Genomic DNA, 20,288 nt, shown 5'->3' on the forward strand with positions numbered 1-20,288 from the left:
AGCGCCCGACGCAATAAGCTGAAACCCGCCAACGTCGGAAAGGCCCCAACAGGAGGCCCACCATGCAGTGGTTTGTTCGTCGTTTGACCACCGGCATCGCGCTCGCCGTCGCGGCGATGGCGGTCGGGGTGATCGCGACTCCGGCGATCGCCTCCGCGGAGTGCGATCGCAACATGTCGTGGAATCGGACGACCGAAGAGTGCAAACCGCCGCCGCCACTGCCGGACTGGTACACCGCTCCGCCGGACTACGCGCCGGAGTTTGCGGCGCAGGACGTGCCACCGCCGCCTCCGCCGCGGCCATGGTGGTCACCGAACGAACCGATGTGGAATGCCGGCTTTCACCAATGGGGTACCTATTTCACCGGCACCTGGGTCCCGTACTGACGGCACCGGTGCGATACGTGCGGTCTAGATCGTGCCTGCGCGCAAGTGATAACGTGATTCTCCGATTCGTATAACGGCCCTACCGAATTGGTCGTGCGACGCACCGGAGGTGACGTGTCAGCAGCACCCGGCCGACCATTGCCCCTGGTCACGCCCGAGAACGAGTTCTTCTGGACCTCGGGTGCCGACGGAAAGCTACGGCTGCAGGAATGCAAGAGCTGCGAATCGCTGATCCACCCGCCCGCGCCGGTATGCCGGTACTGCCGCTCATTGGATGTCGGGGTCCGGGCCGTCTCGGGCAGGGCGACCCTCGCGGGATTCACCATCAACCGCCGGTTCAGCCTGCCCGGCTTGCCGGCGCCGTACGTGATCGCCCAGGTCGCGATCGATGAAGACCCCCGGGTTCGGCTGACCACCAACATTGTGGAATGCGATCCCGACGAGCTCGAACTCGGCCAACAGGTCGAGGTCGTGTTCGAGCAGGCCGAGGACGTGTGGTTTCCGCTGTTCCGGCCCGTCTCCGGCGCCGAGCCCGGCCGGCTGCCGGTCGACGAGATCGCGCCCGAGCGCTTCGGCGAATACGTCCGGCCCATGCTCACCACGGAGAAGTTCGAAGACAAGGTCGCGCTCACCGGAATCGGCATGTCGCCCATCGGGCGTCGGCTGATGCAGCCGCCGCTGGCGCTGACCGTGCAGGCCTGTGAGGCGGCGATCGCCGACGCCGGCCTGACGTTCGCCGACATCGACGGCCTGTCCACCTACCCCGGCGCGATCAACGTCGGCGGCTTCGGGGAGGGCGGCGTCACCGCCCTGGAGGCCGCGTTGGGCATCCGGCCGACATGGCACAACGGCGCCATGGAGACGTTCGGCCCGGGTGGCTCGGTGATCGCCGCGATGCTCGCCGTCGCGTGCGGGTTGGCGCGTCACGTGCTGTGCTTCCGGACGCTGTGGGAAGCCACCCACGGTGAGCTGATGAAGCAGGGCAAGATCGCCCCGTCCATGGGCCGAATGTCGGGCTGGCAGATGCCATTCGGCGCGACCTCTGCGGCACACACCCTGGCGATGAACGCGCAGCGGCATTTTCAGCGTTACGGCACCACCAAGGAGACGCTGGGCTGGATCGCGTTGAACCAGCGAGCCAACGCCGAACTCAACCCGACCGCGATCTACCGCTCCCCGATCACGATGGAGGACTACCTCGACGCGCGGCCGATCACTACTCCCTTCGGCCTCTACGACTGCGACGTGCCGTGCGACGGCGCGATCGCCGTCATCGTCTCCGCCGCCGACGCCGCCCGCGACCTGGCCAAGCCGCCCGTGCTCGTGGAGGCCGTGGGAACCCAGATCGTCGAGCGAATCGACTGGGACCAAAGCACTCTCACGCACGAACCGCAGGTATTGGGCCAGGCGGCGCACGTCTGGACGCGGACCTCGCTGCGTCCCGCCGACGTGGACGTGGCCGAGCTGTATGACGGGTTCACCATGAACTGCCTGTCCTGGATCGAGGCGCTCGGATTCTGCGGGATCGGTGAGGCCAGGGAATTCCTGGACGGCGGCAAGAACATTGCCCGCGACGGCCAGCTTCCGCTCAACACGCACGGCGGCCAGCTTTCGCACGGCCGCACCCACGGCATGGGTCTGCTGCATGAGGCCGTCGCCCAGCTGCGCGGCGAGGCCGGTGACCGGCAGGTCGCGGATGCCCGCGTCGGCGTCGTCAGCAGCGGCGGCCTCACTCCCAGCGGCGTGATCCTGCTGCGAGCGGACCGGTGAGTCCCGCCGCGCCGGCGACGATGCAGAGCGAAGCGATGAGGAGGAGCGGCGCATGAGTGCCCAGCCCCGCCCTCGACTCGTCATCGTCGACGGGGTGCCGATGTCGGCCATTGTCGCCGAAGCCGCCGACCCGAAGGCCGTGATCGTGGCCATCCACGGCGGCGGCACCACCGCCGTCTACTTCGATTGCCCCGGCCACCCGTCGTCCTCACTGTTACGCAGCGGCGCCGCAGCGGGATTCACCGTCGTCGCGCTCGACCGGCCCGGCTATGGCAGCTCGGCCCCCTATCCGGAGGCGATGGCGCGGCCCGAGCAACGAGTCGACCTCGCGTACGGGGCGGTGGATCGCATCCTCGCGCAGAAGCCGCGCGGCGCCGGGCTGTTTCTGATGGGCCATTCGGGCGGCTGCGAACTCGTCATGCGGATGGCGGCCGACGGGCGCGGCGCGGATCTGCTCGGGATCGAATTGGCCGGGACCGGCCGGCACTATCACCCCGCGGCCCGCGACATCCTGAAGACGGCGACGCGCGAACGTCGTCCCGCGGGACTGCGTGACCTGTTGTGGCAGCCCGAAAGCCTTTATCCGCCCGAGGTTCTCAACGGCGCGACGGTCTCCCCGAGCGCCCCGTCCTACGAGGACCAGATGGTGTCGAACTGGGCGCGCCAGGATTTCCCGGCGCTCGCCCCCGCCATACGCGTGCCGGTGCGGTTCAGCATCGCCGAGCACGAAAAGGTGTGGCAGAACGACACTTCGGCGATGGACGAGATTGCGGAGCTGTTCTCCACGACACCGCGGTTCAGCGTTCATCGGCAACCCGATGCGGGACACAACATCAGCCTCGGGCACACGGCGCCCGCTTACCACGCCACGGTTCTGGCGTTCGCGGACGAATGCGTGAGGGCCCGGTCGGATTCGTCCGACTCGCCGAACGTGACAGCACAGTCACCGTCGGGCCCGAACGTGACTGAGGTGTCACGGTCGGCCGATGACGAAGCCGATTTGGAGGCCGGTTGATGCGCGTCGGGTTCATCGGGTTGGGCAGTCAGGGCGGGCCCATGGCGCGGCGCATCGCCGAGGGCGGCTACGCCACCACGCTGTGGGCGCGCCGGCCCGCGACGCTCGAGGCGTTCGCCGACACCCCGGCCCAGATCGCCGGTTCGCCGGCCGAACTCGCCGCGGCCAGTGACCTGGTCTGCCTCTGTGTCGTCGGCGACGCCGACATCGACGAACTCACCGGCGGCGAAGGCGGATTGCTCTCGGCGATGAAGCCGGGCGGCATCATCGCGGTGCACAGCACGGTGCACCCCGAGACGTGCCGAGAACTGGCGAAGCGGGCTGGGGCGGTCGGTGTTTCGATCGTCGATGCGCCGGTGAGCGGGGGCGGCGGAGCGGCGGCGGAAGGCCGCCTGCTGGTGATGGCCGGCGGTGACACCGAGGCCGTCGAGCGCTGCCGCCCGGTCTTCGAAACCTATGCCGATCCGGTGGTTCATCTCGGCGAGCTGGGTTCGGGGCAGACCACCAAGCTGCTCAACAACTTGCTGTTCACCGCCAACCTCGCCACGGCGGCGACGGCCTTGTCGCTGGCGGACGCGCTGGGTGTCACCCCGGAGCGTCTCACCGAGGTCGTCTCCCGCAGCAGTGGAAACAGCTTTGCGCTCAATGCTCTTGGCGGCATCGGCGGGCTGGATCGGCTGGCCGGTGTCGCCGGGGGGCTGCTGCAGAAGGACGTCCGGCTGGTCGTCGACCTTGCCGACCAGGCCGGGGCCGACGGCGGCGCCGTGCTCGCGGCGGCCGATGCGGCACTGACGCTGATGGAGCACCCCCGTTGAGGGTCGGATTCGTCGGCGCGGGGCGGATGGGTGGCCCCATGGTCGGTCGTCTGGTCGCGGCCGGTCACGACGTCCACGCCCTGGGCCGCACCGCCGAAAAGCGCCGCGAGCTCGAGCAACTGGGCGCGCGCGTCGTCGCGGAGGCCGCCGACGTCGGCGCGCACGCCGACGTGGTGGTGCTCTGCGTGTTCACCGACGAACAGGTGCGCCGCGTGTGCCTGGACGGCGGATTGCTACCGGCCATGCCGTCGGGATCGACGCTGGTGGTGCACACCACCGTCAGCCCCAACACCATCGAGGCCATCGCCGCGCGCGCCGATCACGTCGACGTCGTCGACGCCGCGGTCAGCGGTGGCCCGCACGACATCGCGACCGGCCGGCTCACGCTGTTCGTGGGCGGGGCCGAGCCAGCGGTGGACCGGGTACGACCGCTGCTGGGTTGCTACGGCGATCCGGTCCTGCACGTCGGGCCCGCCGGCGCCGGCCAGAAGGTGAAGCTGGTCAACAACGCCCTCTTCGCCGCACAGATCGGGCTGCTCGCGGAGGCCATCCGGCTGGGCGAACGCCTCGGCGTGCCCGAATCGACGTTGCTGAGCGCCCTGGGCCATGGCAGCGCGACCAGTCGCGTGCTGGACCTCGTCGCGGCGGGCGGGTCCGTCGCGGAGTTCATCGAGGTAACCGGCGACTTCGTCGGCAAGGACGTGGCCGTGGTGCGCGATGTCGCGGCGGAACTGGGCAGCGACCTGGGCGCGCTGGATGACGTCATCACGGCGATCGACACCGCGAAGATGGTTTGAGATGCCAGCGTTTTGGTCTTTCCGGTTCGTCACGAAGGTATTACCGTTAGCGTTACAGTCGGGGACTCCGCTGTAAAGGTTTCAGCCCGACCTCGCCGCGCAGGAGGATTCAGTGACAAAAGCGAAAGTCGTCTTCGATCCATACTCCGAGGACTACTTCAACAACCCGTACGACATCTACCGGCGGATGCGCGAGGACGCGCCCCTGTATTACGACGAAAAAGAGGACTTCTACGCGTTGACCCGCCATGAAGACGTGGCGGCCGCGTTCAAAGACTTCGAGACGTACTCGTCGGCACGCGGCTGCGACCTGGCGATGGTGCGGCGGGGCATTGCCCCCGAGCAGAAGTCGATCATCTTCATGGACCCACCAGAGCACCGCCACATGCGCAGCCTGCTCAACAAGGCGTTCACCCCCCGGGCGATCCAATCGCAGCGCGAGACGATCATCGAGGTGATCGACAAGTATCTGGGCGCGGTCGACCCCGACAACTTCGACGTCGTGCAGGACTTCTCCGGGCCGTTCCCGGTGGAGGTCATCACCCGGATGGCCGGTGTGCCCGAGGAATACCGCCAGCAGGTCCGGCACTGGATCGACACCAGCCTGCACCACGAGCCGGGCCAGATCGAGGTCAGCGAGGCCGGCGTGCAGGCCAACATCGACACGGCGATGTACTACTTCAGCCTGGTCCAGGAACGGCGCCAGGAGCCGCAGGACGACATGATCAGCCGGCTGATCGCCGCCGAGATTCCCGGCGAAGGCGGGCAGCTGCGCAAGCTCGACGACATCGAGATCTGCGGGTTCGCAACCCTACTGGGCGGCGCGGGCGCGGAGACCGTCACCAAACTGATGGGCAACGCCGCGGTGATCTTCGCCAATCACCCCGACCAGTGGCAGAAGCTGCAGGAGGACCGCGACAAGATCCCCGGGGCGGTCGAAGAACTCCTGCGCTACGAGGGGCCGGTGCAATACAACGTCCGCTACACCCTCAAAGAGGCCCACGTCAGCGGCGGCGTCATTCCGGCGGGCAAACCCGTGTTCCTGTGCGGAGCCGCGGCCAACCGCGACCCGGATGCCTTCACCAACGCCGACACGTTCGACATCGAGCGCGATCACACCGAGGCGCAGCACCTCGGACTCGGGTACGGCATCCACAGTTGCCTGGGCGCCGCGTTGGCCCGCCTGGAGAGCAGGATCGCGCTGGAGCGGCTGCTCGACTTCATGCCGCGCTACGAGGTCGACTTGGCCGGGTGCAAACGGGTGACCATGCAAAACGTGGCGGGCTGGAAGAACGTGCCCGTCAAGGTGCTTCGTTAAAAGGGGGCCACGATGACGAAGAAGATCGAAGTCGACTGGGGACTCTGCGAGAGCAACGGTGTCTGCATGGGCATCAACCCGGACATCTTCGAGCTCGGCGACGACGACATGCTGACCGTCCACCAAGAGGAAGTCACCCCGGAGAACGAGGCGGACGTGCGCGAGGCCGTCCGTCAATGCCCTCGGCAGGCAATCTCCATCGTCGGTGAGTAGCGATCAGAATCCGGAGAGGATGACCGCGTTGCAGTCGGCGGCCTGCTGGCGCAGCTTCGCTGCCTTTTGGTAGCCCTCGGATTCGTACCAGGCCCGGGCGGCATCCACCGATTCGAATTCCAGGACGACGGTCTGGTCGCCGTGCCAGTCACCCTCAATGACTTTGGGCGCGGTGTCCACCGCGAGAATGGTGGCCCCGCTCATCGCCGATCCGGCCGCCTGGGCGTACGCCTTCATGCCCTCCGGATCCTTGATCGCCTCGGTCAGGATGACATAACCTTTTGCCACGCCGAATCTCCTTGCCTGCCTGTGGATTAGTTACTTCTCGCTGATCGCCTGCTCGGGACAACACTGGATGGCTTCCCGGGCGTCGGCCTCCAATTCCGTTGGGACGTCGGAATCTATCGCTTCGGCGTAGCCGTCGTCGGTCAGGCTGAACACGTCGGGACACAGCGTCAAGCACATCCCATGACCGCGGCACCGCTGATCGTCCACCCAGACCTTCATGCGAGCGTGAACTCCAGGTGCAGTTCGGTCAGACCGCGCAGGATATACGTCGGAACATATTGGTAGCGACGGTTATTCGCCGGGCCGTGCTTGTCCTCGTTGATCCTGATGTCGGTCGTGCGGTCGAGCAGCCGCTCGAGCGCCACCCGCGTTTCGGCCCGCGCCAGCGGCGCGCCCGGGCAGCTGTGAATTCCGCGGCCGAAGGAGATGTGCTGTCGGGCGTTCTTGCGGGCCGGGTCGAACGTGGCGGGGTCCTCGAAGCGACGCGGGTCGCGGTTGGCGGCCGCCTGCACGATCATCACGGTGCTACCCGCGGGCAGGTCGACCCCACCGACATTGGCCGGCACCCGGTTCATCCGGAAGTCGCCCTTGACCGGGCTCTCGTGGCGCAGGGACTCTTCGATGAAGTTGGGGATCAGGCTGCGGTCCTTGCGCAACTGCGCCTGGACGTCGGGCCGCTCCCCCAGCGTCTGCAGCGCGGCACCGAGCAGCCGCACGGTGGTCTCCTGGCCCGCCGAGAAGACGTTGGCCGCCACGCGCGCCACGTCCTCGACCTCGGGGATCGAGCCGTCGGGGAAGGTGGCGGTCGCCAGGCCGGTCAGCACGTCGTCGCGGGGCTCGCGGCGACGGTCCCGCACGTAGTCGGAGAACAGGCCGTAGAGGAATTCCAGCGGGCTGTGGGCTAGCGATTCCTTGCCGGTGCCGCCGACGCCGCCACCCGAGTGCTCGCGGATGCCCTTGACGAATTTGTCGCGGTCTTCCATGGGCACGCCCAGCAGGTCGGCGATCACCAACAGCGTGAAGGGGCCGGCGAAGCCCTTGATCCATTCGCCGTGACCGGGCGCCAGGAACTCGTCGAGCGCCTGGTCGGCCAGCGCCCACATCGCGTCCTCGTTCTCCTTGAGGCGCTTGGGGGTGATCAGCCGCATCAGCAGGGAGCGGTGGTTGGTGTGGGTCGGCGGGTCGAGCGTGGGCAGCTGGTCGCTGAAGGGCAGTTCGTCGCGGTGCCGCTCGATGAGCTCGGTGACGTCGTCGCCCTCGAGCGGCACCGGAAAGCCGGGGAACGGCCCGGTCACGGAGATGCACGACGACCACGTCTCGGCGTCGTTGAGCACCGCGCACGCCTCGTCCCAGCCGGTGATCATCGTGACGTCGTGATGGCTTTCCCGCGTGACGGGGCACCGCTGGCGCAGCGCCTCGTAGTAGGGGTACGGGTCCGCGATGAGCTCGCTGCCGCGGAAGAAGTCCAACTCGGAGAATTCCTTCGTCATCTCCTGCTCCTTGAATCTCGGCTAGTGAGAACGTGCCTCTCGCAGATGAGCATTACATTTCCATAGGGCGCGGTGGTCGTCAACGCGGGGTCCCGTCCGCGCGCCGAGACGGGCGGCACGTCGAGCCGTCGTGCGGGCCCCGGCACGCCGAATCAGCTGGCGGGCACCAGATCGGCGGCGACCGACGGCCACGCCAAAAGACCGCTCCGAAAGGTCTCGACGTGCCCCACGGGAAGCTGCGGGGCACCCGCGGCATTCGACGCGGCCGCCAGGGCCTGCGCCTTGAACGTCTGGGCGGCCATGCTCAGCTGGTGTTGCACCAGTCCGACGCTTTCGTCGAGTTCGGACGGCCAGTTCTCCCCCCACAGCGTGACCTCGGTGACGCCGTGATCGAGGGCCTGCAGCACGCCCTGACGCACCCGCGGATCGCAGCCGAACAGGTCGGCCGCGGCGGCCAGGGCCTGCGGTCGGGGACGCGACTGCACCGACGTCAGGGCGTCCTCGAGGTCGAGCACCCGGGCGCCGACGATCTGCAAGGGCCGGACGTCGGGGTGGTCCGCGACCAGCACGGTGACGTCCCATCCCGCCATCGACCGGTCGAAGATCCAGCCGCCGGCGAAGCGCACCACGTCGATGACGGTGGCGGCGACGACGTCGAGCCGGTATCTCATGGCGTCGCGGGTTTCTTCGTGGGCGCGAAGTCCCGCGCCAGTGTCTCGGCGTACTGCTTGAACACCTCGGGGAGCGGTATCGAAGGATCGAGCAACCATGTGGTTTCCATTCCGTGGACGAAGGCGAGGATTTCCACTGCCTTGACGGCGGGGTCGATGTCGTCGCGGTACCGGCCATCGGCCTGACCGCGACGGATGAGATCGGCGACGATGTCGGTCGCGGCGCGGTGCCGGGCCAGCATCCGGTCGTGCAGCGGCGCCTCGGGGAGGATGTTCTCCACCAGGAGCACCGTGAAGGTGCCCACCAGCTCGGGGGCGCGGTGGAACCGGTCGGCGACCTGGGTGATCTGGTCGAACAGGTCGCCGGTTCGGTCGGCGTGGGTGTCGTCGTCGAGGTCGCGCGCATCGAGCACGGCGTGCAGCAGCTGCTCCTTCGATTCGAAGTGATGCAGCAGGCCCGCGGGGGTCACCCCGGCCTCGCCGGCGATCTGCGCGAGCGTCGTGCTGCGCCAGCCGTTACGGGTCAGGAGGCGTTGGGCGACGTCGAGGATCCGCTGTTTGCGGTCCTCCCCCTTGGCGAGAAGCGTGTCGTAGCGCCGTGCGACGGCCAACTGGACTCCCTGGAGCAAACGGGTGCGATTGGCGGCTGAACCAACCTAGTGAACACACAGTAGGTTAGTTGGACCGCTGTGACAAGGGTCACCGGGGTGTCTTTTTCGTGAGCCGGGTCGCCGCTAGCCGACGAGCTCGACCAGCGTCGCGTTGGCGGTCCCGCCGCCCTCGCACATGGTCTGCAGCCCGTACCGAATCCCGTTGTCGCGCATGTGATGCGTCATGCGGGTCATCAGCACGGCTCCCGAAGCGCCCAGCGGGTGCCCCAGCGCGATCGCGCCGCCCAGCGGATTCATCCGGGCTGGGTCCGCCCCGGTTTCCGCCAGCCACGCCAGCGGGACCGGCGCGAACGCCTCGTTGACCTCGAACACACCGACGTCGGACAGCGCGACGCCGGCCTTGCTCAGCACCTTCTCGGTCGCGGGAATGGGGCCGGTGAGCATGAGCACCGGGTCCGCCCCGGTGACCGCGCCCGCCACGTACCGCACAATCGGGGTCAGACCCAGTTCGACGGCCATCTCGGCGGTGGTCACCAGCAACGCGGCCGCACCGTCGGAGATCTGCGAGGAATTGCCGGCATGGATCACGCCGTCCTCGGTGAAGGCCGGCTTGAGCGCGGCGAGCTTCTCCGCGCTGCTTCCGCGCCGCACCCCCTCGTCGGCGGCCACGACGTTGTTCTCGGCGCCGTCGACGAACACCGGCACGATCTGGTCGGTGAACGCGCCGCCGTCCTGGGCCGCGGCCGCCCGCTCGTGGGACTCGGCGCTGTACTCGTCGAGGCGGGTGCGGGAGAAGCCCCACTTTTTGGCGATCATCTCCGCCGAGAGGCCTTGGTTGAAGGAGAAATCGTCATAGCGGGCAAGCACTTTCGGGCCATAAGGCATGCCCGAGGCGCGCGCCGAGCCGAGGGGGACGCGGCTCATGACCTCGACACCGCCGGCCACCACGACATCCTGCTGGCCCGACATCACCGCCTGCACGGCGAAGTCCAGCGCCTGCTGGCTGGAGCCGCAGGCGCGGTTGACGGTGGTCCCGGGGATGCTTTCCGGCCAGCCGGCGGCCAGCACCGCGTAGCGGCCGATGTTGCTGGACTGGTCGCCCACCTGGGAGACACAGCCCCACACCACGTCGTCGATGATCTCGGGCCCGATGCCGGTGCGTTCGGCGAGTTCGTTGAGGACGATCGCGGACAGGTCGGCGGCGTGCATGCCCGCAAGTGCGCCGTTACGCTTCCCGACCGGGGTGCGCACGGCCTCGACGATGACTGTTTCACGCATATCTCTACTCCGATTGTTTCTCGCCCGAATCCGGTTCCACCCCGGATTTTGTTAGGGCCCATCGACCAGTAAACGACGGCTCCCGCCGCTGCGCGAAAGCGGCATAGGCCGCCGCGGTGTCCGCGGTGGCGAAGTTGACTCCCTGCGCGCGGGCCTCGCTGGCCAGCGCGTCGCGCAAGGTGCGGTCGGCGCCCTCGTTCAGCAGCGCCTTGGTGTGGGCGAGCGCGATCGGGGGGCCGGCGGCCAGCCGATCGGCGAGATCCGTGACGAAGGCGTCGATCTCCGCGGCCGACACCACCCAGGTCACCAGGTTCAGCGCGCACGCCTCCTCGGCATCGATCGTGTCCGCGAGCAATGCGAGGCGCTTCGCCTGTTGCAGGCCAACGATTTTGGGCAGCAGCCAGGAGCCACCGAGGTCGATCGACAGACCACGCTTCGAAAAGATCTGACAGAACGTCGATTCCGGGGTCGCGACCACCAGGTCGCAGCCCAGCGCGAGATTCCAACCGGCCCCGACGGCCACACCGGTCACCTTGGCGATCGTCGGAATCGATAGCTCGTGCAACGCCAGCGCCACGTCGGTCAGGCGCTGCAACTTGTATTTCGGATGGATGTCATCGGGCACCGAGATGTCGGCCCCCGAGCAGAAGCTGCCCCCGGAACCGGTGAGCACGAGCGTGCGCACGCCAGGATCGTGACCGGCGGCGTCGAGCGCGTCGCGCAGGGCGACCCACAATTGCGGGTTGATCGCGTTCTTGCGCCGTGGCCGGTTGAGGGTGAGTGTGCGCACGCCGTCGCGGTCTTGCGACAGCAACAACGGTTCGTCGTTCGTGGTCATCGGTGTCGAACGCGCGTCACATCACCACGCCGCCGTCAACCGGCGGCAGCCGACCGGCATCAGTAGCTCCTCGGCAGCTTCAAAACGTTGGCTCCCAGGAAATTCAGGATCATCTCCTGGCTGACCGGCGCGATCTTCATCAGCCGGGCCTCACGGAAGTAGCGGGTGATGTGGTACTCCTCGGCGTAACCCATGCCGCCGTGGGTTTGCAGCGCGCGGTCCGCGGCGGTGAAGCCGGCATCGGCGCACAGGTACTTGGCCGTATTGGCCTCGCGCCCACAGGGTTTGCCGTTGTCGTACAGCCAGGTGGCCTTGCGCAGCATCAGCTCGGCGGCATCGAGCCGGGCCAGGGAATCGGCGAGCGGGAACTGCAGGCCCTGGTTCATCCCGATCGGCCGGCCGAAGACCTCGCGCTCGTTGCCGTATTTCACCGCCTTCTCGAGCGCCACCCGGCCGATACCGAGGGCCTCGGCGGCGATCAGCATCCGCTCCGGGTTCAAGCCATCGAGGATGTACTGAAATCCCTTGCCCTCCTCACCCACCCGGTCCTCGACCGGCACCTCGAGGTTGTCGATGAACAGCTCGTTGGAGCTGACGGCGTTGCGGCCCATCTTGCGGATCGGACGGATGTCGACCCGGCTCCGGTCGAGGTCGGTGAGGAACAGCGTCATCCCGTCGGTCTTCTTGGTGACCTCGTCATAGCTTTGGGTCCGGGTCAGCAACAGGATCTTGTCGGATTCCATCGCTTTGGAGATCCACACCTTGCGACCGTTGACGATATAGCGATCGCCATCGCGCTTGGCGAACGTGGTGATGCGGGAAGTATCAAGCCCCGCACCGGGTTCGGTCACGCCGAAGCACACGTGTACCTCTCCGGTCGCGACCGCGGGCAGCGTCCGGGCCTTGAGGTCATCGGAGCCGTGCACCACCACGGGCTGCATGCCGAAGATGGACAGGTGGATCGAGCTGGCGGCGTTCATGGCGCCGCCGGACTTGGCGACTTCCTCGAGCAGGATGGTCGCTTCGGTGATCCCGAGGCCGTGGCCGCCGTATTCGGTGGGGATGGTCATTCCCAGCCAGCCGCCATCGGCGATGGCGCGGTAGAACTCGGTCGGGAATTCGTGCGCCTGGTCCTTTTCCATCCAGTACTGGTCGTCGAACTTGCGCGCCAACTCCGCGACCGACCGACGGATCAGTTCCTGGTCCTCGGTCAATTCAAAGTTCATTCCACCCACTGGTGGCACTCCTCGTCCTCAGCGCGAGAAGACGCAGAATCGCACGAATTCCGCCCGAACAGTGCGATTCTGCGTCCGCTCGCCAGGTCAGTCCTTGTTGCCGGAAAGGGCTTTGGCGTTGGCCGCGAAATCCGCGAAGGACGAGCCGCCTCGGCTGTCCTTATCGTGGCCCTGGGCCTTGATTGACACGTCGTGCCCCTCGGCGGCTTTGCGCAACGCACCGACGGTCGCCTGCTCCCGCGAAATGTGGGTGAACGGGTCGAACGAGTACCAGCGCATGGCGTTCTCGTAGGTCATCTTGTTGATCTCGTCGTCGGGAACGTTGTTGAGGGACAAGACATCCCACAGCTCTTCGGGCGCACCCGGCCACATCGAGTCGCTGTGCGGGTAGTCGGCCTCCCAGCAGATGTTGTCGATGCCGATCATGTTGCGCAGCGCCACGCCGACCTTGTCGCTGATGAAGCAGGTCAGGAAGTGGTCGCGGAACACCTCGCTGGGCAGCTTGCCCTTGAAGTCCTGGTGCGTCCAGGCGGAGTGCATCTCGAAGGTGCGGTCCGCGCGCTCCAGGAAGTAGGGAATCCAGCCCGTTCCGCCCTCGGACAGCGCGATCTTGAGGTCCGGGTATTCCTTGATCGGCCTGGACCACAGCAGGTCGGCGGCGGCCTGCACGATGTTCATCGGCTGCAGCGTGATCATCACGTCCATCGGCGCGTCCGGCGCGGTGATGGCCAGCCGCCCTGAGGAACCGATGTGCACGTTCATCACGGTGTCCGTGTCCACCAAGGCTTTCCACAGGGGGTTCCAGTATTCGTCATGGAAGCTGGGATAGCCCATCGCGGCGGGGTTCTCGGTGAAGGTCAGCGCGTGCACACCCTTCTTGGACACCCGGCGCACCTCGGCGGCGCACGCCTCGGCGTCCCAGATGACCGGTATCGCCATCGGGATGAACCGCGCCGGGTAGGCGCCGCACCACTCGTCGATGTGCCAGTCGTTGTAGGCCTGCACCAGCGCGATCGAGAAGTCGTTGTCGTCGGTGGCGAACAGGCGCCCGGCAAAGCCGGGGAACGACGGGAAGCAGATCGAGGCCAGGATGCCGCCGGCGTTCATGTCCTTGACGCGCTCGTCCACGTTGTAACAACCCGGCCGGATCTCGTCGAGCCCGGTCGGCTCGATGCCGTACTCCTCCTTCGGCCGGCCGGCCACCGCGTTGAGGGCCACGTTGGGGATCACGGTGTCGCGGAACTTCCACATGTCCGAGCCGTCGGCGTTGTGCACCAGCCGGGGCGCATCGTCCTGGTACTTCTTCGACAGATGGTTCTTGAACATGTCGGGCGGCTCGACCGTGTGGTCGTCGACGCTGATCAGGATCATGTCCTCTTTGTTCATGGCCGTCCCTTCCGTCGGTTCCACCGAATCGATCACGGACTCGGCAAATCGCTGTCCCGTGCCAAGATCACTAAAATGAAAACTATCTTCTCGCCAGGCGAGAATCAACATCCATCGGTTGCTGAGCCGGCCCGCACCCGCCTGACCAGCGACCGAAGGAAAGGGAGGAATTTCCCGCCGCCGACCGGCGATGCCATGAGGTAGGACCCGGCCTGACGCCGCGGCGGGCCGCGCCGCCCGTTGTTCGGTACGGCGGCCATCCCGACCACCGCGTAGACCAGGCGATGACCGCACCTGTACTCGGGCGACACGCCGGCATTGACCGGGCGCACGTTTCGTGCCAGTCTGTTAGTTGCAAATGAGAATATGATTCTCTTTCACCGAGAGGACACTGCTAATGCGCTTGCGGCCGCTCCCCGCCGATCAGTGGGACGAGGCTACCCAGCAGGCACTCTCGGCCATGCGTGAAGCGGACACCAACAACGCGCTGTCGACGCTGGCCCACCACCCGGCCCTGGCCAAGGCGTTCCTTCGCTTCAATGTCCACCTGCTGACGTCGTCCACGCTGCCGCCTCGCATCCGCGAACTGGCCATCCTGCGGGTGGCCCATCGCCGACAGTCCGCCTACGAGTGGTCCCACCACGTACGCATGGCCAAGGAAGAAGGGGTCACCGAGGACCAGATCGCGGCGGTGCAGCGTGGGGAGGGACTCGACGCGTTCGACCAAGCGGTCATCATCGGGGTCGACGAGCTCGACGAGAAATCGGAATTGTCCGACCACACGTGGGCGACGTTGGGCGAGCGCCTCAACGACCAGCAACGCATGGACTTTGTCTTCACGGTCGGCTGCTATGCGCTGCTGGCCATGGCCTTCAACACTTTTGGCGTCCAGCCCGAACACGCCACCACAGCCGCTAACAACGTCGAATAAGAGGAGTAAGAACGTTGCCGCACTTCCCCAAGCCAGCCGCCGGCAGCTGGACAGAAAACTACCCCGATCTGGGCACCGAACCGGTCGACTACACCGACTCGATCGATCCCGCATTCTTCGAAGCCGAGCGCGACGCGGTCTTCCGGCGAATGTGGCTCAACGTCGGAAGGGTCAACCGGCTCCCCCGCACCGGCAGCTACTTCACCAGGGAACTGCCGTCGGCCGGCAAGGGGACGTCGGTGATCATCGTCAAGACCAAGGACGGGTCGGTCAAGGCCTACCACAACGTCTGCCGCCACCGCGGAAACAAACTGGTGTGGAACGACTTTCCGAACGAGGAGACGTCCGGCACCTGCCGGCAGTTCACCTGCAAGTACCACGCCTGGCGTTACAACCTCGACGGTGACCTGACCTTCATCCAGCAGGAAGAAGAGTTCTTCAACGTCGACAAGGGCGACTACGGGCTGGCGCCCGTCCGCTGCGAGGTGTGGGAAGGTTTCATCTTCATCAACTTCGATGACAACGCGGCGCCGCTCACCGACTACCTCGGGCCGCTGGCCAAGAGCATCGAGGGCTACCCCTTCGGCGAGATGACCGAGACCTACTCGTACCGGGCCGAAGTCGGCAGCAACTGGAAGCTGTTCATCGACGCGTTCGTCGAGTTCTACCACGCGCCGATCCTGCACCAGGGTCAGTACACCAAGGAAGAAGCCGCCAAGATCCAGAAGTTCGGCTACGAGGCGCTGCACTACGAATTGGCCGGCCCGCACAACCTGCAGTCGACGTGGGGTGGTCAGGCACCGCCGGAGGACATGTCCATGGTCAAGCCGATGGACCAGGTGTTGCGCAGCGGGTTGTTCGGTCCATGGGACAAGCCGGAGATCATCGAAAAGCTCGAGCTGCCTGCGGGTGTCAACGTCAAGCGGGTGCCGCAGTGGGGCATCGACTCGTGGCTCTTCTACCCGAACTTCATGCTGCTGATCTGGGAGCCCGGCTGGTACCTGACCTACCACTACTGGCCGACCGCGGTGGACAAGCACATCTTCGAGTCCACCCTGTATTTCGTCCCGCCGCGCAACGCGCGGGAACGCCTCGCCCAGGAGTTGGCGGCCGTGACGTTCAAGGAGTATGCGCTGCAGGACGCCAACACCCTGGAAGCGACCCAGACCATGATCGGCACCCGGGCCGTCAAGGAGTTCCTGTTGTGCGACCAGGAAGTCTTGATCCGTCATCTGCACAAGACGACCAATGACTACGTGAAGGAGTACCAGCGCAATGGCGCTACCGTCTGAATTCGCCGCCCTCGAGCCCTATTTGGATTGGGACCTGGCCACCGAGCCCGAGCGCTACGCCAAACGGCTCGCCTCGACGATGGCTGAGATGCAGGAGTTCTACGACGTCGCGTTCCCGTTGCTGAACGACGTGATCGCGTACTGCGACAAGTTTCCGCTGGACGACCTGCCGGATGACGCAAAGACCCTGATGCACATGATGCAATCGTTGGTGATGGTGTCGTTCCCGATCGAGGCGTGGAAGCAGCCGCGCGTCCCGGACAGCGGCGCGGCGTGGGTTGAAGTGCTTCGGGAACCGGTGATCTGACTCGTGCTGACCCTCAAGGCCGCCGGGCTTCTCGACGTTGACAGCGGCGAGATCCTTCGGCCCGGCATCGTGCGGATCGAGGGTGGCCGGATCGTCGGTGTGGGGGGCGAGCCGGAAGGCGAGCTCATCGATCTCGGCGACCAGATACTGCTGCCCGGGTTGATGGACATGGAGGTCAACCTCTTGATGGGCGGGCGCGGCGAGACGCCCGGGCTGTCCCAAGTGCAGGACGACCCACCGACGCGGGTGCTGCGCGCGGTCGGCAACGCCCGACGCACGCTGCGCGCCGGGTTCACCACCGTGCGCAACCTCGGCCTGTTCGTCAAGACCGGCGGATACCTGCTGGATGTCGCGCTGGGCAGGGCGATTGACGCGGGCTGGATCGAGGGGCCCCGAATCGTCCCGGCCGGTCACGCGATCACGCCCACCGGCGGGCACCTGGACCCGACGATGTTCGCCGCGTTCATGCCGGGCGCACTCGAGCTCACGGTCGAAGAGGGCATCGCCAACGGCATCGACGAGATCCGCAAGGCGGTGCGATACCAGATCAAACACGGCGCCGCATTGATCAAGGTGTGCGTTTCGGGCGGCGTGATGTCGTTGACCGGCGAGGCCGGCGCACAACACTATTCGGACGAGGAACTGTGCGCGATCGTCGACGAGGCGCACCGGCGCGGGCTGCGCGTCGCCGCGCACACGCACGGGGCGGAAGCGGTCAAGCACGCGGTCGCGTGCGGTATCGACTGCATCGAACACGGCTTCCTCATGGACGACGAGGCCATCCAGATGCTGGTCGACAACGACCGGTTCCTGGTGACCACCCGCAGGCTCGCCGAGGCGATGGACGTGTCCCGCGCGCCGAAGGAGTTGCAGGACAAGGCCGCCGAGATGTTCCCGAAGGCGAAGACGTCGGTCAGGGCCGCCTATGAGGCCGGCGTGAAGATCGCGGTCGGCACCGACGCGCCGGCGATACCGCACGGCAAGAACGCCGACGAACTCGTCACGCTGGTGGAGTGGGGTTTGCCGCCTTTGGCGGTGCTGCGCGCGGCCACCACCACCGCGGCCGAGCTTATCAACAAGACCGACCGGGGGCGCCTCGCGACGGGCCAGCTCGCCGATATCATCGCGGTGCCGGGAAATCCGTTGGAGGACATCACCGTTACCCAAAACGTCAGCTTCGTGATGAAAGGTGGCAAGGTCTATGTCGACCCCCGGTCAGCCTGAAGGCGGCCCAACCAAAACCGACGACCTCGTCGAGATCCAGCAACTGCTCGGCCGCTATGCGGTGACCATCACCCAGCAAGACATCGACGGTCTCGTCGCTGTCTTCACCCCGGACGGAACCTATAGCGCGTTCGGCGAAACCTACAGCCTGAGTCGATTCCCGGAGCTGGTGGCGGCGGCCCCAAAGGGCTTGTTCCTCACCGGGACTGCGGTGGTCGATCTCGACGGTGACGCGGCCAGCGGGACCCAACCGCTGTGCTTCATCGACCACTCCAGTCACGACATGCGGATCGGCTACTATCGCGACACCTATGTGCGAACCGCCGACGGATGGCGCCTCAAGACCCGCGCGATGACGTTCATCCGCCGCAGCGGTGTGCACGATTCCGGGCGCCCGCACGCCATCGGGCGTCCCGCCGGTGACTCGGCGTCCCAGGCAACGACCTAAGGAGCCAACCAATCGACAGTGCGGTGAATGTCGAGCAGTTCCGGGCGGACCTGCGCGCGTGGCTCGACGACAACGATCTGACACCCGGGCCCGACCACTCGCTGCAGGGCCATATGCAGCAGTTCGCCCGGGTCAGTCGCGCGCTCTACGACGCCGATTGGATGCGCTACGGCTGGCCGGAGAAAGTCGGCGGATTGGGCGGTCCGGCGGTGCTGCGGGCGGTCGTCGGCGAAGAAGTGGTGGGCCGTCGGCTGGCCGAACCCGGCCCGTACTCGATGCTCGAGGTGCTGGCACCCACCATGATCGACTACGCGCCCCCGGAGCTCGCCGCGGAGATGGTGCCGCGGCTGCTGAGCGGCGAAGAGCAATGGTGTCAGGGCTTTTCCGAACCGGGATCCGGCAGTGACCTCGCGTCGCTGACCACTCGCGCAACCCAGCAGGGCGACAACTGGATCGTCAACGGACAAAAGGTGTGGACCAGCTTCGCGCAGTTTTCGACGCGGTGCGTCCTGCTCACCCGCACCGCGCCCGGCCACGACGGCATCGCCGCCTTCTTCGTCGACCTCGACACCCCCGGCATCACCATCCGGCCACTGCGCACGATGCACGGCGTCGACGAATTCTGCGAGGTGTACTACGACGACGTGGTGATTCCGGCGAGCAGGATGCTCGGCCGGCCCGGGGACGGCTGGCGGCTCGCCATGGACCTGCTGCCCTATGAGCGTTCCTCGTGCTTCTGGCAGCGAATCGCCTACCTCTACTCCCGGTTCGACGACCTGATCGCCGAGGCATCCGAGATCGGTGAGCCCGACGAATCCGCGCTGGGCGGAGCCTATCTGGCGCTGCACACCCTGCGCTGCCGTTCGCGCGCCACCCAGCACCGGATGCGCGACGGGGCCCGCCTGGGCCCGGACACCTCCATCGACAAGGTGTTGTTGGCCGCCGCCGAGCAGCGGCTCTACGACACCGTCCATGACCTGTTGCCGGGGAAGCTCGAACTCGAAGACACACCGTGGCGTTCGGAGTACCTGTACTCGCGCGCGGCGACGATCTATGGCGGTACCGCCGAGATCCAGCGCAATATCATCGCCCGCCGATTGCTCGACCTCGGGAAGGAGTGACCGTGACGCCTTCGCCGGACACCGAGTCAGACCCCGAATCGCTGCGGCTGCTGGCCGACTCGCTGCGGACGACGATGGGCGCCGCCTCCGGAGCCAAGCTCGACGCCGCACTGACCGACCTCGGCTGGCGCGACATGCTCGAGGAAATGCCCGACGCCGCAATACCGTTGGTCTTCAGGCTGCTCGGCGAGACCGGCTCGCACGCGCCCGTGCTCAACGATGTGCTGCTGTGCGCGGCCGGTGATGCGCCCGGGGGCGCGCTTCCGCTGCCGTTCGCCGGCGGGTCCTGGGTGCTGTGGGAGCGTCGCGACGAGTCCGACGCTGCGATCGACGAGCTGCTTCCCATACACCCTGTGCCGCAAGGCGATCCATTGCCGTCGGCCGCGCTGCACGCGGGATGGCGCGCCCTTGGCTGGTGGCTGGTCGGCACCAGCCGCGCCATGCTCTCGCTGGCCCGTCAACATGCCCTGGACCGCGTTCAGTTCGGTCGCCACATCAGCTCCTTCCAGGCGATCCGACACCGTCTGGCCGAGACGCTGGTGGCCATCGAGGGCGCCGAGGCGACGCTGCAGGCGGCCACCGAGTGCGACGACGAGGGGCTGGCCGCACTGCTGGCCAAAGCCGCGGCCGGCCAGGCGGCGCTGACCGCCGCGCGGCACTGCCAGCAGGTGCTCGGCGGTGTCGGATTCACGGCCGAACACCCGCTGCACCACCACATCAAGCGTTCGCTCATTCTCGACGGACTGCTGGGAAGCGCGCGAGAACTCACCCGCGAGGCCGGAAGAGCTTTGGTGACAACGGGTTCCGCCCCACGGCTTGCCCAGCTGTGACGGATCGGCCCGCGCGGTGCCGAT

At 66.8% G+C, this 20,288-nt stretch carries 23 protein-coding genes; 14 read left to right on the plus strand and 9 right to left on the minus strand.

Going from position 1 to position 20,288, the window contains the following annotated elements:
- Nucleotides 1-62: 62 nt before the first annotated feature.
- The 7 genes from QGN31_RS21480 (at nucleotide 63) to QGN31_RS21510 (ending at nucleotide 6,314) form a co-directional block, all read left to right on the plus strand.
- Nucleotides 63-386 carry a hypothetical protein gene (locus QGN31_RS21480; protein ID WP_014383854.1) on the plus strand — a complete coding sequence of 108 codons (324 nt, stop codon included), beginning with the start codon at nucleotides 63-65 and terminating at the stop codon, nucleotides 384-386.
- Between the two features lie 114 nt (nucleotides 387-500).
- A complete protein-coding gene (locus QGN31_RS21485) occupies nucleotides 501-2,156 on the plus strand; it encodes a thiolase C-terminal domain-containing protein (RefSeq protein ID WP_043954453.1) in 1,656 nt (551 codons plus the stop codon).
- 52 nt (nucleotides 2,157-2,208) lie between these two features.
- Nucleotides 2,209-3,171, plus strand: coding sequence for an alpha/beta hydrolase (locus QGN31_RS21490; protein WP_014383852.1), 963 nt, complete (start codon nucleotides 2,209-2,211; stop codon nucleotides 3,169-3,171).
- The gene (locus QGN31_RS21495; RefSeq protein WP_009952161.1) at nucleotides 3,171-3,986 is read left to right on the plus strand and encodes an NAD(P)-dependent oxidoreductase; all 816 of its coding nucleotides are present in this window, start codon (nucleotides 3,171-3,173) and stop codon (nucleotides 3,984-3,986) included. The genes QGN31_RS21490 and QGN31_RS21495 overlap by 1 nt, the downstream gene beginning before the upstream one ends.
- Nucleotides 3,987-4,024: 38 nt before the next feature.
- Complete coding sequence (locus QGN31_RS21500; protein WP_014941304.1) at nucleotides 4,025-4,783, plus strand: NAD(P)-dependent oxidoreductase; 759 nt, start codon at nucleotides 4,025-4,027, stop codon at nucleotides 4,781-4,783.
- Between the two features lie 112 nt (nucleotides 4,784-4,895).
- Entirely contained in the window at nucleotides 4,896-6,101 is a 1,206-nt protein-coding gene (locus tag QGN31_RS21505; RefSeq protein WP_009952165.1) for a cytochrome P450, read from the plus strand.
- 12 nt (nucleotides 6,102-6,113) lie between these two features.
- Nucleotides 6,114-6,314 carry a ferredoxin gene (locus tag QGN31_RS21510; protein ID WP_007777398.1) on the plus strand — a complete coding sequence of 67 codons (201 nt, stop codon included), beginning with the start codon at nucleotides 6,114-6,116 and terminating at the stop codon, nucleotides 6,312-6,314.
- A 3-nt stretch (nucleotides 6,315-6,317) separates the two neighbouring features.
- On the opposite strand, the gene QGN31_RS21515 is transcribed toward QGN31_RS21510, so the two are convergent.
- The 9 genes from QGN31_RS21515 to QGN31_RS21555 form a co-directional block, all read right to left on the minus strand.
- Nucleotides 6,318-6,551, minus strand: a complete 234-nt coding sequence (locus QGN31_RS21515; protein WP_230487555.1) for a DUF1330 domain-containing protein — start codon at nucleotides 6,549-6,551, stop codon at nucleotides 6,318-6,320.
- Between the two features lie 81 nt (nucleotides 6,552-6,632).
- Entirely contained in the window at nucleotides 6,633-6,821 is a 189-nt protein-coding gene (locus QGN31_RS21520) for a ferredoxin (protein ID WP_008253680.1), read from the minus strand.
- Nucleotides 6,818-8,092 carry a cytochrome P450 gene (locus QGN31_RS21525; RefSeq protein WP_014379176.1) on the minus strand — a complete coding sequence of 425 codons (1,275 nt, stop codon included), beginning with the start codon at nucleotides 8,090-8,092 and terminating at the stop codon, nucleotides 6,818-6,820. The genes QGN31_RS21520 and QGN31_RS21525 overlap by 4 nt, the downstream gene beginning before the upstream one ends.
- A gap of 152 nt (nucleotides 8,093-8,244) precedes the next feature.
- Nucleotides 8,245-8,763, minus strand: a complete 519-nt coding sequence (locus QGN31_RS21530; RefSeq protein WP_008253678.1) for a hypothetical protein — start codon at nucleotides 8,761-8,763, stop codon at nucleotides 8,245-8,247.
- Nucleotides 8,760-9,374, minus strand: a complete 615-nt coding sequence (locus QGN31_RS21535) for a TetR/AcrR family transcriptional regulator (protein WP_008253677.1) — start codon at nucleotides 9,372-9,374, stop codon at nucleotides 8,760-8,762. The genes QGN31_RS21530 and QGN31_RS21535 overlap by 4 nt, the downstream gene beginning before the upstream one ends.
- A 123-nt stretch (nucleotides 9,375-9,497) precedes the next feature.
- Entirely contained in the window at nucleotides 9,498-10,652 is a 1,155-nt protein-coding gene (locus QGN31_RS21540; RefSeq protein ID WP_014941303.1) for a thiolase family protein, read from the minus strand.
- Nucleotides 10,653-10,656: 4 nt separating this feature from the next.
- Nucleotides 10,657-11,490: an enoyl-CoA hydratase/isomerase family protein gene (locus tag QGN31_RS21545; RefSeq protein ID WP_008253671.1), complete on the minus strand. Its 834-nt coding sequence runs from the start codon at nucleotides 11,488-11,490 to the stop codon at nucleotides 10,657-10,659.
- 59 nt (nucleotides 11,491-11,549) lie between these two features.
- Nucleotides 11,550-12,716, minus strand: coding sequence for an acyl-CoA dehydrogenase family protein (locus QGN31_RS21550; RefSeq protein ID WP_008253669.1), 1,167 nt, complete (start codon nucleotides 12,714-12,716; stop codon nucleotides 11,550-11,552).
- Nucleotides 12,717-12,812: 96 nt separating this feature from the next.
- Nucleotides 12,813-14,111 (minus strand): amidohydrolase family protein, encoded by a 1,299-nt coding sequence (locus QGN31_RS21555; protein WP_008253666.1) that lies wholly within the window; start codon nucleotides 14,109-14,111, stop codon nucleotides 12,813-12,815.
- A 397-nt stretch (nucleotides 14,112-14,508) separates the two neighbouring features.
- Here QGN31_RS21555 and QGN31_RS21560 point away from each other — a divergent pair, with 397 nt between their 5' ends.
- Genes QGN31_RS21560 through QGN31_RS21590 form a run of 7 tightly spaced genes read left to right on the plus strand, consistent with a single transcriptional unit; the run spans nucleotide 14,509 to nucleotide 20,264 of the window.
- Nucleotides 14,509-15,042 carry a carboxymuconolactone decarboxylase family protein gene (locus tag QGN31_RS21560; RefSeq protein ID WP_009952174.1) on the plus strand — a complete coding sequence of 178 codons (534 nt, stop codon included), beginning with the start codon at nucleotides 14,509-14,511 and terminating at the stop codon, nucleotides 15,040-15,042.
- 14 nt (nucleotides 15,043-15,056) lie between these two features.
- The gene (locus QGN31_RS21565) at nucleotides 15,057-16,334 is read left to right on the plus strand and encodes an aromatic ring-hydroxylating oxygenase subunit alpha (RefSeq protein WP_009952175.1); all 1,278 of its coding nucleotides are present in this window, start codon (nucleotides 15,057-15,059) and stop codon (nucleotides 16,332-16,334) included.
- Nucleotides 16,318-16,641: a hypothetical protein gene (locus QGN31_RS21570; protein WP_009952176.1), complete on the plus strand. Its 324-nt coding sequence runs from the start codon at nucleotides 16,318-16,320 to the stop codon at nucleotides 16,639-16,641. Before QGN31_RS21565 ends, QGN31_RS21570 begins: the two co-directional genes overlap by 17 nt.
- Nucleotides 16,642-16,644: 3 nt before the next feature.
- A complete protein-coding gene (locus QGN31_RS21575; protein ID WP_014383848.1) occupies nucleotides 16,645-17,865 on the plus strand; it encodes a metal-dependent hydrolase family protein in 1,221 nt (406 codons plus the stop codon).
- Nucleotides 17,843-18,313: a nuclear transport factor 2 family protein gene (locus tag QGN31_RS21580; RefSeq protein ID WP_014383847.1), complete on the plus strand. Its 471-nt coding sequence runs from the start codon at nucleotides 17,843-17,845 to the stop codon at nucleotides 18,311-18,313. The genes QGN31_RS21575 and QGN31_RS21580 overlap by 23 nt, the downstream gene beginning before the upstream one ends.
- A 23-nt stretch (nucleotides 18,314-18,336) precedes the next feature.
- Complete coding sequence (locus QGN31_RS21585) at nucleotides 18,337-19,434, plus strand: acyl-CoA dehydrogenase family protein (RefSeq protein ID WP_014941302.1); 1,098 nt, start codon at nucleotides 18,337-18,339, stop codon at nucleotides 19,432-19,434.
- Nucleotides 19,431-20,264, plus strand: a complete 834-nt coding sequence (locus tag QGN31_RS21590) for an acyl-CoA dehydrogenase family protein (protein ID WP_014383845.1) — start codon at nucleotides 19,431-19,433, stop codon at nucleotides 20,262-20,264. Before QGN31_RS21585 ends, QGN31_RS21590 begins: the two co-directional genes overlap by 4 nt.
- Nucleotides 20,265-20,288: the final 24 nt, after the last annotated feature.

It is taken from the genome of Mycobacterium sp. 2-64 (assembly GCF_035918375.1).
GTDB classification, from domain to species: Bacteria; Actinomycetota; Actinomycetes; order Mycobacteriales; family Mycobacteriaceae; genus Mycobacterium; species Mycobacterium intracellulare.

Excerpts from the sequence above, each read along its gene's own strand:
- QGN31_RS21480 (WP_014383854.1), top strand. The coding sequence starts at position 63 with ATGCAGTGGTTTGTTCGTCGTTTGACCACCGGCATCGCGCTCGCCGTC.
- QGN31_RS21490 (WP_014383852.1), top strand. The coding sequence starts at position 2,209 with ATGAGTGCCCAGCCCCGCCCTCGACTCGTCATCGTCGACGGGGTGCCG.
- QGN31_RS21495 (WP_009952161.1), top strand. The coding sequence starts at position 3,171 with ATGCGCGTCGGGTTCATCGGGTTGGGCAGTCAGGGCGGGCCCATGGCG.
- QGN31_RS21500 (WP_014941304.1), top strand. The coding sequence starts at position 4,025 with ATGGTCGGTCGTCTGGTCGCGGCCGGTCACGACGTCCACGCCCTGGGC.
- QGN31_RS21510 (WP_007777398.1), top strand. The coding sequence starts at position 6,114 with ATGACGAAGAAGATCGAAGTCGACTGGGGACTCTGCGAGAGCAACGGT.
- QGN31_RS21515 (WP_230487555.1), bottom strand. The coding sequence starts at position 6,551 with ATGAAGGCGTACGCCCAGGCGGCCGGATCGGCGATGAGCGGGGCCACC.
- QGN31_RS21520 (WP_008253680.1), bottom strand. The coding sequence starts at position 6,821 with ATGAAGGTCTGGGTGGACGATCAGCGGTGCCGCGGTCATGGGATGTGC.
- QGN31_RS21525 (WP_014379176.1), bottom strand. The coding sequence starts at position 8,092 with ATGACGAAGGAATTCTCCGAGTTGGACTTCTTCCGCGGCAGCGAGCTC.
- QGN31_RS21530 (WP_008253678.1), bottom strand. The coding sequence starts at position 8,763 with ATGAGATACCGGCTCGACGTCGTCGCCGCCACCGTCATCGACGTGGTG.
- QGN31_RS21540 (WP_014941303.1), bottom strand. The coding sequence starts at position 10,652 with ATGCGTGAAACAGTCATCGTCGAGGCCGTGCGCACCCCGGTCGGGAAG.
- QGN31_RS21545 (WP_008253671.1), bottom strand. The coding sequence starts at position 11,490 with ATGACCACGAACGACGAACCGTTGTTGCTGTCGCAAGACCGCGACGGC.
- QGN31_RS21550 (WP_008253669.1), bottom strand. The coding sequence starts at position 12,716 with ATGAACTTTGAATTGACCGAGGACCAGGAACTGATCCGTCGGTCGGTC.
- QGN31_RS21555 (WP_008253666.1), bottom strand. The coding sequence starts at position 14,111 with ATGAACAAAGAGGACATGATCCTGATCAGCGTCGACGACCACACGGTC.
- QGN31_RS21560 (WP_009952174.1), top strand. The coding sequence starts at position 14,509 with ATGCGCTTGCGGCCGCTCCCCGCCGATCAGTGGGACGAGGCTACCCAG.
- QGN31_RS21570 (WP_009952176.1), top strand. The coding sequence starts at position 16,318 with ATGGCGCTACCGTCTGAATTCGCCGCCCTCGAGCCCTATTTGGATTGG.
- QGN31_RS21580 (WP_014383847.1), top strand. The coding sequence starts at position 17,843 with ATGTCGACCCCCGGTCAGCCTGAAGGCGGCCCAACCAAAACCGACGAC.